Here is a 16,003-nt window from a genome sequence, read left to right on the forward strand (position 1 = left end):
GACGACATGCGAACGTTTGAGATAAAAGAAGATTTTTTGTTAGATGGAAAACCAATCAAATTGATCAGCGGAGCGATCCACTATTTCCGCATGACACCGGTGCAATGGACAGATAGCCTCTACAATCTAAAAGCACTGGGAGCCAACACAGTTGAGACCTACATTCCTTGGAATCTCCACGAACCTCGTGAAGGAGTCTACGACTTTGAGGGGATGAAAGACATCTGTGCTTTTGTAAAGCAAGCCCAAACGATTGGCTTGATGGTCATTTTGCGACCTTCCGTCTACATTTGTGCTGAATGGGAATTTGGTGGGTTGCCAGCTTGGCTGTTAAATGAACCGATGCGGTTGCGCTCAACCGACCCACGCTTCATGGCAAAGGTGCGCAACTATTTCCAGGTCTTGTTGCCAAAGCTTGTGCCGTTGCAGATCACCCATGGGGGACCAGTGATCATGATGCAGGTGGAAAATGAGTACGGCTCTTATGGAATGGAAAAAGCGTATTTGCGCCAGACCAAGGAGTTGATGGAAGAATACGGCATCGATGTACCCTTGTTTACCTCAGATGGGGCATGGGAAGAAGTACTGGACGCTGGGACATTGATTGAAGACGACATCTTTGTCACAGGCAATTTCGGCAGTCGTTCCAAGGAAAATGCGGCTGTGATGAAAGAGTTTATGGCAAAACATGGCAAAAATTGGCCCATCATGTGCATGGAATATTGGGATGGCTGGTTCAACCGCTGGGGCGAGCCAATCATTAAGCGAGACGGTCAAGACTTAGCTAATGAAGTCAAAGAGATGTTAGCGGTCGGCTCCTTGAATCTCTACATGTTCCATGGAGGCACGAACTTTGGCTTTTACAATGGCTGTTCCGCTCGGGGAGCGCTGGATCTACCACAAGTGTCCAGCTATGATTACGATGCTTTACTGACAGAAGCAGGAGAACCTACCGACAAATACTATCAGGTACAAAAAGCCATAAAAGAAGCCTGTCCCGAAGTGTGGCAAGCCAAACCACGGACCAAGCAATTAGCGGCATTAGGAACCTTTCCCATCGAAAACAGTGTCTCATTATTGGCTATCAAAGATCAGCTGATGGCACCACAAGAAAGCATGTATCCTCTAACAATGGAAGCGGCCAGCACAGGCTACGGCTATTTGCTCTATTCGGTTCAGTTAAAAAACTATCATCGAGAAAACAAATTAAAAGTGGTAGAAGCTAGCGATCGGTTGCATATTTTTACCGACGGCCAATTACAGGCGATCCAATACCAAGAAACGCTAGGTGAGGAGCTGTTGATCCAAGGGACACCAGATAAAGAAACCATCGAGCTAGATGTCTTAGTAGAAAACTTAGGGCGCGTGAACTACGGGTTTAAATTGAATGGGCCTACACAAGCCAAAGGTATCCGTGGGGGCATCATGCAAGATATTCATTTCCATCAAGGCTATCGTCATTACCCATTGACGCTTTCCGCAGAGCAGCTACAAGCCATCGATTATCAAGCAGGAAAAAATCCGACACACCCCTCCTTTTATCAAACGACCTTCACGCTGACAGAGGTAGGAGATACGTTTATCGATTGCCGTGGGTATGGGAAAGGCGTCGTTATCGTCAATGGCATCAATCTTGGTCGCTATTGGCAACGTGGCCCCGTGCATTCCTTATACTGTCCGAAAGAATTTTTGAAAAAAGGCAGCAACGAAGTCGTGGTATTTGAAACCGATGGCGTTGAGATCAAGGAACTCGTTTTCTGTGATCAACCTGTCGTAGAATAAAAAAATAGAAGTAGAGACCCAAATTTACGCGGGCTCTACTTCTATTTTTGTTTTGAAATATTTCCAGTGCTTGTAGCTGACGATGTATTCAGCGACACTTCCATCTGCCAAATAGGAGTGCTTGACTTGTTTGACCGCAGGCTCTCGGAAGCTCAGTTGCAATAAGTTCAACAATTCAGCGTCATCAGGAAAGACGATTTCGTTGGTTTCAACAGAAGCCAATGAGAAAAGGTCGATCGCAAAGTCTTTTCGGACCCGCTCATAAACACTAGCATATTGGTTGAGGTTTTTGGCGATCGGTTCTTTCATCAGCTTCTTCGGCAAATGAGTGATGTGAACCAAGAAAGGAACGTCGCCAAAATAGCGGACTCGTTTGATTCGGTAGTAGGAAGCACTGGCAGCCAATCCTAATTCTTTCAAAATCTCTGGGGCATTTCCTTCTTCCACCGCAAGGACCTTGACCTTTTCTTGGTCCAGTGAATGCAGCTCAATGTCGGAAAACTTCACACTCTGAGATACTTTTGCTTTTGAAACAAAGGTCCCTTTGCCTTGGATGCGATACAGATAGCCAGCACTCGTCAATTCATTCAACGCTTTGACTGCCGTGATCGAACTAACAGAATACATCCGCTTGATATCTGCCTCTGAATAAAACTTATCACCGGGAATGAATTTATGGTCTTTGATTTCTTGTAAAAGATCTTGCTTGATCTGCTCATACTTTGGCAACACAGTGGTTTCCCTCCATTCCATATGAATACATCAAGCATAACATGTTAAATCCTTTCCTGCCACTTAATTAGTGTAGAAAATTCGTTGTTTTCCAGTCTATACAGGTCTGAAAAATAAAATTCAATATGTTAAGATATTAGGTTTACGAATGGCTTGCCATGTGGTATAGTATGCTTACAAGGAACATAACATGTTAAGTAGGGCGACCTGCGGAGTAGGAGGGAAATTAGTGGAAAACATTGTATTGATCAGTCATGGCGGCATGGCAGAAGGGGTCAAAAGTAGTCTCGAGATGATCGTAGGCCAGCAAGCAAACGTTCACACCGTTTCATTACGACCAGATAGTGACAATCTACAATTTGAGAAAGAATTGAACGAGAAAATGAAAGCCCTTAACGGTCCAACATTGATTATTGCGGATTTATTAGGAGGAACCCCGTGCAACGTTGCAGTCAAGAATTATTTAGAGGATGACGAAGTGGCGATCTTCGCTGGAATGACATTGTCCGTAGTGATCGAGGCAGTCGTCAATCAACGAGCGACGATCAAAGAGCTGCTTTGCTTAGCCAAAGAAAACATCGTTGATGTCAAAGCAGGGATGAACCAAGCAGAACAAGAGATGTTAGAAGAAAAGCAAGAAGAATTAGGGGATTACAGTGCGTATGCTGGGCAAGAAAATATCGTCAATAGTCGGATCGATGAGCGCTTGATCCATGGACAAGTCGCCGGTATCTGGTCCACCAGTTTAAACACGCAACGGATCATCGTAGCCAATGATGAAGCTGCCGCAGACCCATTACAAAAATCTTCTTTACGAATGGCAGCGCCAACTTCAATGCGACTTTCCGTCCTTCCAGTGGCAACGGCAGCCAAAAATATTCGTGCCGGTCGTTATGGAAAACAACGGTTGTTTTTGCTTTTCAAAAATCCCCAAGATGTTTTGCGTTATATTGAAGCAGATGGACCGATCAAAGCGATCAACGTCGGCAACATGAGCTACAAAGATGGTGCACGGGAAATAACCAAAAGTATTCAAGTGATGCCAGAAGAAGAGCCGATCTTTGAAGCGATCGCCGAAAAAGGCATCACCGTCACGGCACAGCTTGTTCCCAATGAACCATCGATCGACTTTATGAAGAAATTACGAGGATAAACCAGGCAGGGATTGAATCGAGGAGAATATGTAGCGGAAGATTTGTCAAAAAACGAGTGTTTTTCACGATTTATCTGAGGCGACATAACGATCGATAACTAGCCAGTTAAGACTCGTTCATACAATTAGGAGGAAAATTCATGCATTTAGCAGCGTATCAAATCATTCTTATTACTGTTTATGCTTTTATTGCTATTAATGATTCACTTATTTCCAATACGTTGACCCAACCAGCGATCGCCGGAATGATTTCTGGAATGATCATGGGGGACTTAAAGACCGGTTTGATGGTCGGTGGGACCTTGCAGTTGATGCGTTTGGGGATCGCCGCATTTGGTGGTGCATCCGTCCCGGATTATTTTACCGGCGCAGTACTGGGAACGGCGTTTGCCGTGATCTCAGGAAACGGCGCGGAATATGGCATCGGCTTAGCAGTTCCAGTGTCCTTGCTGATGCTGCAACTGGATGTCGTGGCTCGTTTTTGTAACGTATTTCTACTACACCGGATCGATAGAGCCATCGACAACATGCAAGTCAAACGAATCCCACGGTTAGTTTTATCGGGTTCTTTCTTATGGGGATTGTCACGGGCGATTCCGATTTTATTGATGCTTTTAGCTGGAGATGCAGTCGTTACGACGATTACCGATAACACGCCAGAATGGCTGATGACCGGACTAAAAACCGCTGGTGGCGTCTTGCCAGTCGTCGGGGTAGCGATCTTATTGCGCTACTTGCCAACAAAGCACTACATTCCTTATTTGTTATTAGGCTTCTTTTTAGCTGCGTATCTGCAAGTACCAATGCTCGGCGTTTCCATCATCGGACTTGTAGCAGCAATGTTAGTCTTTAAACGTGATAGCGAAAAAGGCACGGTTGCAACGGCAGCTGCCGGAGATTTTGAAGGAGGATATGATGGCGATGAGTGATCAAAAACTGACAAAAAAAGAGTTGAATACCATTAGCTGGCGTTATATTTTGGCAAGCCAATTAAACTGGAACTATGAGCGAATGATGAGTTCAGGCTACCTTTACGGCATCCTGCCCGTCTTGAAAAAATTCTATGGCCATGATGAAACCCAGCTGCAAGATATGCTGCGGACCCACAATCAATTTTTTAATACCAATGCGATCTTTGGGAACTTGATCATGGGGATCGATGTCGCGATTGAAGAACAAGATGGACACAAAGCCAAAGAAACGATCATCGCCTTGAAAACGGCCTTGATGGGTTCCTTAGCCGGTGTCGGTGACTCCTTGTTCCACGTGATTTGGGGAACAATCTTTGGCTCTGTTGCTGGCACATTAGCGCAAAATGGTTCCGTCGTTGGTTGTGTCATCTGGATCATCGCCAACATCGCGTTACTTTTCGGTCGGGCAGCGTTGCTTCCCCTTGGTTACAAACAAGGGGTCAAATTAGTGACGACCTTGAAAGACAAATTATCTGCCTTCACCAATGCCGCAACCGTTTTAGGGGTTACAGTGATTGGTGCCTTGATTCCCTCTGTGGTCAAAGCAACTGTTCCTTTTGTCTATAAAAAAGACGGTGTCGAATTAGTGATCCAAGACACGTTGGATGCCATCTTGCCATCCCTTGTACCTATCTTGCTCGTCTTGCTGACCTACTGGATGCTAGGCCAAAAGAAACTAAATTCCACTCGAGTAATTTGGATCATCTTGATCTTGTCGATCGTTTTGAGTGCGTTTGGTATTTTGGGTTAGGAAAGAATCATGGTGTAAAAGGAAATGGGCAGCTGCTGTGATTGTTTTGTAAATCGTATAAGCAGTTAGGGTAGTCAACCTGTTTTCTTTTTTAGAATAGTTGAACTAAATGGAAAAGAGTGCGGAAATGAATTTCTTCACTCTTTTCCTATTCCACGAAATGATAGCGCTATCTTTTGCGCGGGGAAATAGGAGGAGTAAAGGATGGAAAAAGGGAAAAAATATCTGCTGATCATGGGGTGTTTCTTGTTGCTGTATTCGGTAGTTGGCGCCACTCGTCTTTCTGGAAATGCCGAGGAACAAATACCCGAATTGCCGGAAGCAGAATCGATCTATCACTCGGATTTTTCAAACCAGAAAGGGTCTTGGCAAGATTTAGTCGGGAAAGCCGAAGTAGCACAAAATGCTACTGGTTTAATGATCAGTAATACGAAGCAAGGCACCAATCTGGAATCAGTAACGCTCAACAAAGATGCTCCCAAGCGGTCTTCAGGGGATTTTGAAACTACTTTCTTATATGAAGACCAAGCGAACATTGGGGTGGTCTTTCGCGCAGATGAACAAAAGACAGATCAGTGGCAATCGTTTGCTTATAATCGTGATGGGCAGTGGCAACTTGGTCAACCAGGTGGAAAATGGCTGACAGCTATTTCTGGACCTACTTTGATTGCGGGACAAAAATATAAACTCTTGCTTCAGTATGAGGGCTCGAGTTTTCGTGCCTTTTTAAATGATCAGCTATTTTATGAGAATCAAAAGGTAAACTATCCCAATGGTACGGCAATTGATGGGGACTGGTCCGGGTATGTGGGTATCCGTTTGTTTGGCAATTTATCTAAGCTGAAGGTATTATCGATGCGCAGCGGTCCTATCGGCAGCTTGCCCGTGGAAGATCATACAGCAGAATTTATGCAGCTGCAAGAAAAATGGCAAAATCAACTGGTTTCCGATCACTATGATCCAAATAATCCGACTATGGCTGATTACGTGCAGATGGTCACCTCAGAAGCTGAGGCGTTGTATCAAACCATAAATAAAGCATCTGATCGAACGAGCCTATGGCCCCTCGAACAAGGGAATACTGCTTCAGCGGATGTAACGACTCAATTTACAAAATTACAGAAAATGGCTTTAGCCTATGGCACGAAAGGTAGTTCTTTGTATCAAGATGATGCAGTGGCGACGACGATTATTGATGGGATAGATTTCATGGTCACTCGAAAAGGGTATGATGGGAAAAAGTACCATGGAAACTGGTGGGATTGGCAAATCGGTGTCCCGCAAAAACTGATCAGTACTTTAATGATTTTAGGCGCTGAGTTACCGTCCGAGAAATTACAGCAATACACTGCCATTATCAGCAGTTATGTACCAGATCCCTTCAAGCAATTGTATACGAAGACACAAGGCAGTTTTACTGAGCTTGCTTTTATTCCAAATTTTGTGACTTCTGGTGCTAATCGTACAGATCTCGCGCTTACTGTATTAGGCTTGGGCATTTTGCAAAGGGACGCTGGGAAAATCACCCAAGCTTCAGCAAGTATCGAAGAAGTATTTCAGTTAGTCACAAAAGGCGATGGTTTTTATAAAGATGGCTCCTTTATTCAGCATAATACGATCCCTTATACTGGTTCTTATGGAAATGTACTGATCAAGGGTGTGGGACAAATTCTAGCTATCACGCAAGGGTCAAGTTTTGAAATGGATGCCGATCTCGTACAAACGTTTGTCAAAAATGTTGATCAAGCATTCTTGCCGTTGATCTATCAAGGAGAAATGTTGCCGTTGGTCAATGGTCGTTCGATTTCAAGAGCTCCAGCCAAAAACAAAGTCGGTTATGGCTCATCAACAGTTTATAATTTGCTGATCGTATCCCAATTCGCACCAACTCAATACCAGCAAAGATTCCGTGAAGCTGCCAAATATTGGCTCAAAGAAAATCCAGACTATTATTTGACGAATGCAAGAGACTTCAATGATTTACAAATGACAATGAATCTCTTGGCAGACCCATCGATTACAGGGGATGCATTACCTTTTACGGGAACAAAACTGTACGCTTCAATGGATCGCTTTGTTCAACGAACAACTGATTATATGGTGGGTTTAGGACTATATTCCAGTCGCATTTCTTCCTTTGAAGCTGGCAACAAGGAAAACAAGCGTGGGTGGCATACAGCAGACGGGATGCTCTACCTCTATAATGATGATCAAGTTCAATTCAATTCTAGCTATTGGCCGACCGTCGATCCATATCGCTTGCCAGGAACAACCGTGGACACCATACAATTAGCGGATGAAAATTCAGCTTTTACAACGGTAACGTCTCCAGAAAAGTGGGTAGGCGGTGTGGCTTATGATGGTGCAGCTGCGGTGGGAATGGCATTAAACAAAACGGGTACAAAAAATAACGGGAATGTTTTACCTATGAACGTGCGGGCAAAAAAATCGTGGTTTATCATTGATGGGCAGATTGTCGCTTTAGGTGCGGGAATCACTGGTGATACGACAGCTTCTATTGAGACGGTCGTGGATAATCGCTTACTAAACGATGCGTATACTTATCAAATCCTTTCTGATCAAGGAAGTATTGATCAGTTAAATGAAACAAGTAGCAAGCAGTGGTTGTTGTTAGACTCCGATCATTCCCAGGCCAATATCGGTTACTATTTTCCAGAAGAAACGACAGTAAACGTGGTAAGTGAAACACGAACAGGCAGCTATACAGAAATCAATGAGGCATTTCCAAGTAATGCGGTTTATACCGGAGAATATCGAAAATTCTTGATCAATCATGGCAAAAATCCCATGGAGGATCATTATGCGTATGTCATGTTGCCAGGTATCAATGAAACAGAACTGACTGCCTATGCCCAAGAAGAACCGCTGGAGATTTTAGCCAATACCTCGGAAGTTCAAGCAGTAAAACTTGATCAAACTGACTATTTAGGTATCAATTTTTGGCAGAATGATGGAGGTAGTGTCGCCGATATTACTACTAACAAACCTCTTTCATTGATTAGAACAAGTAGAGAAGGCAAAACCATCTATGCCTTTTCTGATCCAACTCAAACAACGACTACCATGACCTTAAAATTGCCAAAAGACTACCAAAAAATCGTTTCTCAAAGCGATGGAATCAGTTATGATGCTTCGACGAATCTATTTACGGTGAACTTTGCGGAGCAAGACGGTGGAAATAAAGTGATTGTAGTCGAGTAAGGTGTTTCAATGCTATCTGTCTCATCATCAGCAGCTAGGGATCAATCTCTAGCTGTTTTTTGTCAGCTAGAAAATGAAACGATGAAAGGCTAAACATAGATTTTTTCTTTGACTATTAATTCCTTTAACTACTTTTCAAGGGCCGAGGTTTTGTCAAAAAAATCCTCACAGAAAAGGCTGAAAACTTGCGCATTGGCATGAAACGTTTGCTAATTTTCTTCTTACTTAAAAGGCGTATGTTTGCCACGAAAGAATGTATCTAAGATTGCAAACACACTTTTCCAAGATTGCAGTGGCAACTTTTCAAGTAAGAATTGGTAGCGAATTTATCCGAAGGCGCGGCGATTAACAATATACTCTTCTCCATCAATTTCAAAAAGATAATAGTGTTGACCATAAATAGAAACTATATCTTCAGTAACTGGAACAGTTCTATTCATAAGATTATTACTCGAAATTGTTCCTACATATGGATCTCTTGGGGACAGAGACAGTTTATACAAATTATAGTTACCTGTTATTTCAACTGTTTGATCGATGAAAGTAACGCCAGAAATTTTTCCAGCAGGAGAATCTAAAAAGATTGAGGCAATTTGATTAGAACGATGATTATTCAAATAATAGACTTTATCCCTATTATTAAGGATATTTAGTATCGCATATTTGTTGAATAATGGGACAGCAGGAAGTATCCCCTTAGAAATTGAGTCCGCCGTTTTTTGCGCTGCATCCAGCATCTCTTGATTGTTGCTAACCTGGGCATCATATAAATCAGCCATTACTGATCCATTGTCATGTTGGAGACCTAAAGTATGCCCCATTTCATGTCGGATAGTTGAAACCAGCTGTACGTAGCCGGAGGTTCCTTTTCCAGATGATGCGTCATTTAAAGCAGCATTATTCAAAAATATTCTGTTCGTACTATTTCCCCAACCAAATCCAGAGTACCCCATATCTGCATAGGAATCGCCATCCGTTGATTGCAAAACTAAATCAACTTGGTTATCTGCTGCATTTACACTTGATTTTTCAACAATTACTGATCTCCCAATCGACTGATTCCATGATTGCGCAGCTTCATTGACAGCCTCTTGGCAGGTTTCTCCTAGTGAGTTTGAGTCGTAAATGATGGTACCGTATTCGTTAACACAAGTAGCTGTACCATACAATATTCCAGGATAGTAATAATCAACAATAGGCGTCTTCGCTATGTCGGCTGACTTTGCATCTACAGAAATTGTTCCTATAGAGCAAATTAATGCAACTAAAAATAACGAACGAATTCTTGAAAAAAATTTTTTCATTGTTTTCCACTCCTTAAACTTGTTGACTTGATTTCATACAAATAATTCCAAAAATCTTTTTCCCATCTATCTTGTATGGAAAGATGCTCCCAGGGCATCGAATTTTTTTCAAATTCAACGAAATGTCGAATCTTTATATTTTTTCTAGCTTTTTCAATTTTCAAAAATTTGAGTGGATTCACATTTTTTGCCCAATCAAATAACCAATGATCATCTTTCTGGTAATTGTATTCATAAGGCAACAACTCAACACTTCTCTCACAAAGAATGTTTAAAATGGTTTGATCTAAATACAAGTATTCATTCTTATTTATCATACGTACTATGGCTTCTGGTCGTATCTGTTCATTGAACACAACTACATTAAATAAAATAACTCCAGAATTGAAGTAATTCTTCATAGTTTTTACGCCAAAATATTTAAAGCTGTCCTCTGTATCACTTATAACTGAGAAGTAGAAGTCTCTAACTGCAGCAATTGATTTTTGATCAGGGATCAAATCAAAGAAATTGGATACGTCATCGTATACAATAGTGTCATTATCTAAATAGAGAATGTAATCATAATTGCTAAAATATGAAGGTAGAAATAATCTCCACAGAGTGACTTCAGGAAAACGCGAATTACTATAATTCTTTATTTCGTTTATTATTTTAGGTGGATACCAAATAGTAATAGTTACATTTTTTTCTCCATATAATCCAGAAATACTCTTCAATTTCAGTATTTCTTCGTTCCCTATTTCATTTACAACTACTAATATATCTAAAGGTTCATTCCCTTCATAAGTATTTACTACTGACGCAATGGATACTGCAGCTAATTGAATATGTGACCCCGTAACACAATAAACGACAGCTTTCTTCTTCATAGTTCATGTTCACCCTTTTTAGTGTTTTTTATTTTTTAATAAAAACCTTCTATAGAAACTTAGGCAATAAAAGCATTTAAGCTTATTTTATCGTATCTGATTTCCAATATGAGCGTTAGTCCCACTATTGGGATTAACGTAGTTAACGAGAATCAACAATTTCTTATCGTATTTTCCCAAAAGGGTTGTCAGATTAAGCCTAAATCAAAAATCCCGTCAGAGAAATCTGACGGGATTTTGGTGGTGAACCTAGGTAAAACAGGTCATTGTTATCCATTCCAAGTGAACTAAAACACTGTTAAATCAACATTTCGCAACCAAGTGAGGTTGCTACTTTATTCCCACTCCACAGTAGCAGGTGGTTTACTCGTAATATCATACACGATCCGATTAACGTGTGCGACTTCGTTGACGATGCGGACGCTGATTTTTTGTAGGACTTCCCATGGGATGCGGGCAAAGTCAGCGGTCATGCCATCGATTGAAGTGACTGCACGAATGCCGACGGTATAATCGTAGGTCCGGCCATCACCCATGACACCGACGGAGCGGATGCCTGGTAAGACGGTGAAGTATTGCCAAATGTCGCGATCTAAGCCGGCATTTGCGATTTCTTCCCGCAAGATTGCGTCCGAGTCGCGGACGATCGTTAGTTTTTCTTCTGTCAATTCGCCAAGGACACGAATACCTAGACCTGGTCCAGGGAATGGTTGGCGCCATACGATGCTGTCTGGCATGCCAAGTTGGGTCCCTAATTCACGGACTTCGTCTTTGAACAAGGTGTTCAATGGTTCGATCAATTTGAATTGCATGTCTTCAGGTAAACCACCCACATTGTGGTGTGATTTGATGGTTTGAGCAGTTTCGGTTCCTGATTCGATGACGTCGGTATAAAGGGTTCCTTGAGCAAGGAAAGAAACGCCTTCTTCGCCAGCTAGTTTCGTTGCTTCATCATCGAAGACATACACGAATTCATTCCCGATGATCTTGCGTTTTTCTTCAGGATCAGAAACCCCAGCAAGTTTTGATAGGAAACGTTCTTTGGCATCAACTTTGATGATGTTCAAGCCGAATTTGCCGCCTAAGCTTTCCATTACTTGCTCGGCTTCCCCTTTACGCAAGAGGCCGTGGTCAACAAAAATACAAGTCAGTTGATCGCCAATCGCTTTTTGTAAAAGAACACCAACGACAGAAGAATCGACCCCGCCGGAAAGACCAAGCAAGACTTTTTTGTCGCCCACTTGTTCGCGGATTTTTGCGATTTCCATATCGATGAAGTTGTCCATTGTCCAATCACCTGTACATTGACAAACGTCAATGGCAAAGTGACGCAGTAAGTCGTTGCCGTATTCTGAATGGCGAACTTCTGCGTGGAATTGGATACCGTACATTTTGCGTTCTGCATCTTGGATAGAAGCAATCGGGCAATCTTTGCTCGTCGCCACAACATCAAAGCCTGCAGGTGCTTGAGTGACCAAGTCTCCGTGGCTCATCCACACGGTTTGGGTTGCGGGCGTGTTTTGGAAAAGGGCCGCTGCATCAGAAGTGACTTCCAATTCTGCTTTGCCGTATTCACGGTTTTTGGCAGGTTCAACTTTTCCGCCTAATTTATAAGTAATCAACTGCATGCCGTAACAGATCCCTAAAACTGGGATGCCTAACTCAAAAATTTTCTCGTCGATGCCGAAAGAGTTCTCGTCGTAGACGCTGTTTGGTCCGCCAGATAAGATGATCCCTTTTGGGTTCATCGCTTTTACTTCTTCAGCGGTAATGCGGTGGCTCAATAATTCTGAGAAAACACCGAACTCACGAATACGGCGTGTAATCAGCTGGTTGTACTGACTACCGTAATCAAGTACGATAATTTTTTCGACGTTTGGCAAAGTGTCAACGTTTGTCACAATAAATTACCTCAATTCTTTTAGTTTTTATTGAAAAAAGGCTGGGCCTTTTCAACAGCATAATTATAAAAATGAAGCGGTCAATACTTGCGCAAGAACACTTCATCGATCAAATGGTGCTTTGTTTTATGAAGAATTATATCGGCTCTGCTGCGTGTAGGCAAGATATACTCGTGTAAATTCTTTAAATTCACATTTTTCCATACTTCTTTTGCCATTTTAATCGCTTCCTTGCGATCCCCGATCGCATATTGGTAATAATAATTGCTAGGGTCTTGAAAGGCAGTGTCTAGTAATGATTCAAATCGTTCCAAATACCATTTTTCAATCAGTGCCGGTTGGGCATCCACGAAAATTGAAAAATCAAAAAAGTCACTGATATAGATTTGTTGGTTGGCAGGTAGTTGCAGGGTATTGATGCCTTCCACGATCAAGATATCTGGTTGACTGATCGTTTCATACGTATCAGGAATAATATTGTAGACTTCATGGGAGTAGACGGGGATCTGGATGTCTGGTTCTCCTGATTTGACCGCATTCAAAAAGTTGATCAAGGCTTCCATGTCATAACTTTCTGGAAATCCTTTGCGATTCAAGCTGCCGCGTTCTTCCAAGACTTCGTTCGGGTACAAAAAGCCGTCAGTGGTGATCAGTTGGACGGTTCTGCGGGGAAACAAACGGGCCAATAAATTTTGGACGAGCCGTGCGGTGGTACTCTTGCCGACGGCGACGCTTCCGGCGATGCCGATGATAAAAGGCGGCATTTTAACATAGCGGTGTAAAAAGAGTCCCTTGCTGAGGGTCAATGATTCAAACTCTTTCATATAAAGATGGATCAGATGGCATAAAGGCACGTAAACATCTTCCACATCTTGGACCGAGATCCGGTCGTTCAAACTTTTGATATTATCCAATTCTTCTTGAGTGAAAGGCATCATGCCGTTCGTATAAAACCCTTGCCATTGCTCACGAGGAATTTGATAAAAATTCATGGTTTCTTGCATAGTAGGCTCCTTTTTTGCGGCATCATCGGTTTCTATTAGAAGCGATAGGCCACTGTTCGAAAGTATTTTACCATAGAAACCCGCAGAACTTGGAAAAAAGACATGATTTCCTTTGCAGAAACAACAAAAAACTGTTTTTTCGTTGTTTTTTTTGCTGGGCGTTTACTTCTGGCTGTTTTTCGGTATGATTAGAAAGAAACAGCAGACAAATCTTGCTGGGCTTTTTTACTAGTGTTTTCACTATGTTCACTCGTTCGAATAGAAGAAACAAGGAAAAACTAGTAGAAACCAGTAGAAAAAACAAGTGAAGAGGAAATAGAAGAAAGGAGCATAACCATGAGTAATCATTACTATACAGAAAATCCTGATACGGCCCATGATTTTGAACAGTGGTCGTTTGAATTAAGAGGAAAGAAGTTTCATTTTGTGACAGATAGCGGGGTGTTTTCCCGTGACACGGTGGACTATGGCTCGCGGGTGTTGATCGATGCGTTTGAGTGGGGGGAGCTACCAGAAGGAAGTCTGCTGGACGTTGGGTGCGGCTATGGACCTGTTGGCTTAGCGTTAGCTTATGCGAGTCAACGACCTGTCGAGATGATCGATATCAATCAGCGGGCAGTGGATTTGGCAAAAGGCAATGCCCAGCGTAACGGCATTGAACAGGTAGATATCCATCAATCCAATATCTATGCCCAATTAAATCAACCTGCTTATGCGGCGATCCTCAGCAACCCACCGATTCGGGCAGGAAAAGAAGTCGTTCATGAGATTTTGACGGGGGCGTTTCCGCTGCTAAAAGCAGGGGGAACCTTAACGATCGTGATCCAAAAGAAACAAGGAGCGCCGAGTGCTCAAAAGAAAATGCAAGAGACCTTTGGCAATGCCGAAATCATCAAAAAAGACAAAGGCTATTACATCATTCAAAGCGTAAAAGAAGCGTAGCTGCTCTTTGATTCTCAGCAGATCAAAGGCATCGCCAAGGCAAGCGCTGGTTAGCAGCAACTGGACCAGTTGGTTTCTCAAAAAGCCTATTGCCAGCAGCCTTTCGGGCAATTGCAGCGTTGGTTAATCAGCTGTCTATATCATCGGGCTATTTTTGATCAACGAAAAAGAAAGTCGCACACTTGTTGAAAGTGTGCTATTTTTTTTGAGAAAAATTTGCTACACTTTAGGCAAGAGAGGAGAGAAGCAGATGAAATTGACGATTAAACAGATTGCTGAAATGGCTGGCGTCTCTGTCACGACCGTGTCGCAGATCCTAAACAATAAAGGCAGCCGTTTTAGTGAAGAAACCCGGAAGCGGGTCTTAGATATCGTAAATAAATATCACTATAAGCCGGATTTTTTTGCTTCGAATCTTATCAACCGCCATTCAAAAACGATCGGAATGATCGTGCCTGATGTGACGGATTTCTTTTTCTCTAAAGTCATTGAAGGGGCGGAAAGTTATTTCAATCCACTAGGTTACATGCTAGTGTTATGCAATTCGCGCCACAGCCAAGAAAAAGAGGTTCAATATTTGAATGAACTGTCTCATCGTTCGGTAGATGGTATCTTATTAGCGACGCCGCATTTACTGCCGGAGGATTATTCCTTGAAGAGCGGGTTCTTTGATGACCGACCAATTATTTTAGTCGATCGCGGGATCAATCAGCGGGACAATGGTCGTTTAATCGTGAAAGAATACGAAGGTGCCTACCAAGCCGTCAGTTATTTGATCAAAAACGGTCACCGCAACATTGCGATGCTCAAAGAAATCACCGGCTACTATCAATTAGAGGAACGGTTCAATGGCTATCGCCATGCCTTGAAGGACCATCAGATCCCTTTTAAAGGCCGATATGTAGAAAATGCTGAATTAACGGTTACCGGCGGGTACGAAGCAACGAAGGAATTATTGAAGTACAAAGAGATCACAGCGTTTTTCTGCGGCAACGACGCCATGGCGATCGGCTGTTATCAAGCGATTTATGAGGCTGGCAAAAAAGTACCAGAAGACTACTCGGTGATCGGCTTTGATGCCTTGAAATTATCGGAATACATCACACCACCGCTTACCACGGTCATGCAGCCGACCTTTGAAATCGGTTTTACCGCAGCGAAGTTTTTAGTGGACGCCATTGAGTTTCCGACACGGCGAATTCCAAATAAGATTTTTGATACAAAATTAATTATTCGTGAGAGCGTGAAGACATTGACAAGCGAGAAATAATGCGGTATATTTCTTCTTGTAAGTGTTTTCATAGTTTTGCGATATTTAGTAAACTGTTTTACTAAAGTGGTTTACCCTACGAAAAATTATTGTATAATG

The 16,003-nt window shown here is 42.4% G+C and carries 12 protein-coding genes; 7 read left to right on the top strand and 5 right to left on the bottom strand.

The window, feature by feature from the left end; translation table 11 throughout:
- Window positions 1–6: 6 nt before the first annotated feature.
- Complete coding sequence (locus tag IGK85_RS01065; protein WP_008376436.1) at window positions 7–1,782, top strand: glycoside hydrolase family 35 protein; 1,776 nt, start codon at window positions 7–9, stop codon at window positions 1,780–1,782.
- Window positions 1,783–1,806: 24 nt separating this feature from the next.
- Here the strand turns inward: IGK85_RS01065 and IGK85_RS01070 are convergent, their stop codons facing one another.
- The gene (locus IGK85_RS01070; protein WP_008376433.1) at window positions 1,807–2,514 is read right to left on the bottom strand and encodes a GntR family transcriptional regulator; all 708 of its coding nucleotides are present in this window, start codon (window positions 2,512–2,514) and stop codon (window positions 1,807–1,809) included.
- Between the two features lie 190 nt (window positions 2,515–2,704).
- Here IGK85_RS01070 and IGK85_RS01075 point away from each other — a divergent pair, with 190 nt between their 5' ends.
- The 4 genes from IGK85_RS01075 to IGK85_RS01090 all read left to right on the top strand — a co-directional run bounded on the left by IGK85_RS01075 (window position 2,705) and on the right by IGK85_RS01090 (window position 8,611).
- Window positions 2,705–3,667, top strand: a complete 963-nt coding sequence (locus IGK85_RS01075) for a PTS mannose/fructose/sorbose transporter subunit IIAB (RefSeq protein ID WP_008376431.1) — start codon at window positions 2,705–2,707, stop codon at window positions 3,665–3,667.
- A 140-nt stretch (window positions 3,668–3,807) separates the two neighbouring features.
- Complete coding sequence (locus IGK85_RS01080; RefSeq protein ID WP_005226797.1) at window positions 3,808–4,596, top strand: PTS mannose/fructose/sorbose/N-acetylgalactosamine transporter subunit IIC; 789 nt, start codon at window positions 3,808–3,810, stop codon at window positions 4,594–4,596.
- On the top strand, window positions 4,580–5,389 hold the full coding sequence (locus tag IGK85_RS01085; protein WP_005226799.1) for a PTS system mannose/fructose/sorbose family transporter subunit IID: 810 nt from the start codon (window positions 4,580–4,582) through the stop codon (window positions 5,387–5,389). Before IGK85_RS01080 ends, IGK85_RS01085 begins: the two co-directional genes overlap by 17 nt.
- Window positions 5,390–5,593: 204 nt before the next feature.
- The gene (locus IGK85_RS01090; protein ID WP_008376425.1) at window positions 5,594–8,611 is read left to right on the top strand and encodes a polysaccharide lyase 8 family protein; all 3,018 of its coding nucleotides are present in this window, start codon (window positions 5,594–5,596) and stop codon (window positions 8,609–8,611) included.
- Window positions 8,612–8,937: 326 nt separating this feature from the next.
- On the opposite strand, the gene IGK85_RS01095 is transcribed toward IGK85_RS01090, so the two are convergent.
- From IGK85_RS01095 to coaA, 4 genes are all read right to left on the bottom strand, one after another.
- A complete protein-coding gene (locus IGK85_RS01095; protein ID WP_008376423.1) occupies window positions 8,938–9,915 on the bottom strand; it encodes a matrixin family metalloprotease in 978 nt (325 codons plus the stop codon).
- Window positions 9,912–10,787 (bottom strand): glycosyltransferase family 8 protein, encoded by an 876-nt coding sequence (locus IGK85_RS01100; RefSeq protein ID WP_008376420.1) that lies wholly within the window; start codon window positions 10,785–10,787, stop codon window positions 9,912–9,914. The genes IGK85_RS01095 and IGK85_RS01100 overlap by 4 nt, the downstream gene beginning before the upstream one ends.
- Before the next feature lie 335 nt (window positions 10,788–11,122).
- The gene (gene guaA, locus IGK85_RS01105) at window positions 11,123–12,688 is read right to left on the bottom strand and encodes a glutamine-hydrolyzing GMP synthase (RefSeq protein ID WP_008376418.1); all 1,566 of its coding nucleotides are present in this window, start codon (window positions 12,686–12,688) and stop codon (window positions 11,123–11,125) included.
- Window positions 12,689–12,768: 80 nt separating this feature from the next.
- Window positions 12,769–13,692 carry a type I pantothenate kinase gene (gene coaA, locus IGK85_RS01110; RefSeq protein WP_005226828.1) on the bottom strand — a complete coding sequence of 308 codons (924 nt, stop codon included), beginning with the start codon at window positions 13,690–13,692 and terminating at the stop codon, window positions 12,769–12,771.
- Window positions 13,693–14,028: 336 nt separating this feature from the next.
- On the opposite strand from coaA, the gene IGK85_RS01115 reads away from it, so the two are divergent.
- The gene (locus tag IGK85_RS01115; protein ID WP_008376416.1) at window positions 14,029–14,634 is read left to right on the top strand and encodes a class I SAM-dependent methyltransferase; all 606 of its coding nucleotides are present in this window, start codon (window positions 14,029–14,031) and stop codon (window positions 14,632–14,634) included.
- 250 nt (window positions 14,635–14,884) lie between these two features.
- Window positions 14,885–15,904 (top strand): LacI family DNA-binding transcriptional regulator, encoded by a 1,020-nt coding sequence (locus IGK85_RS01120; RefSeq protein WP_005226832.1) that lies wholly within the window; start codon window positions 14,885–14,887, stop codon window positions 15,902–15,904.
- Window positions 15,905–16,003 lie beyond the last annotated feature (99 nt).

The organism is Enterococcus sp. AZ015 (assembly GCF_050499225.1).
Classification (GTDB): domain Bacteria; phylum Bacillota; class Bacilli; order Lactobacillales; family Enterococcaceae; genus Enterococcus_D; species Enterococcus_D entomosocium.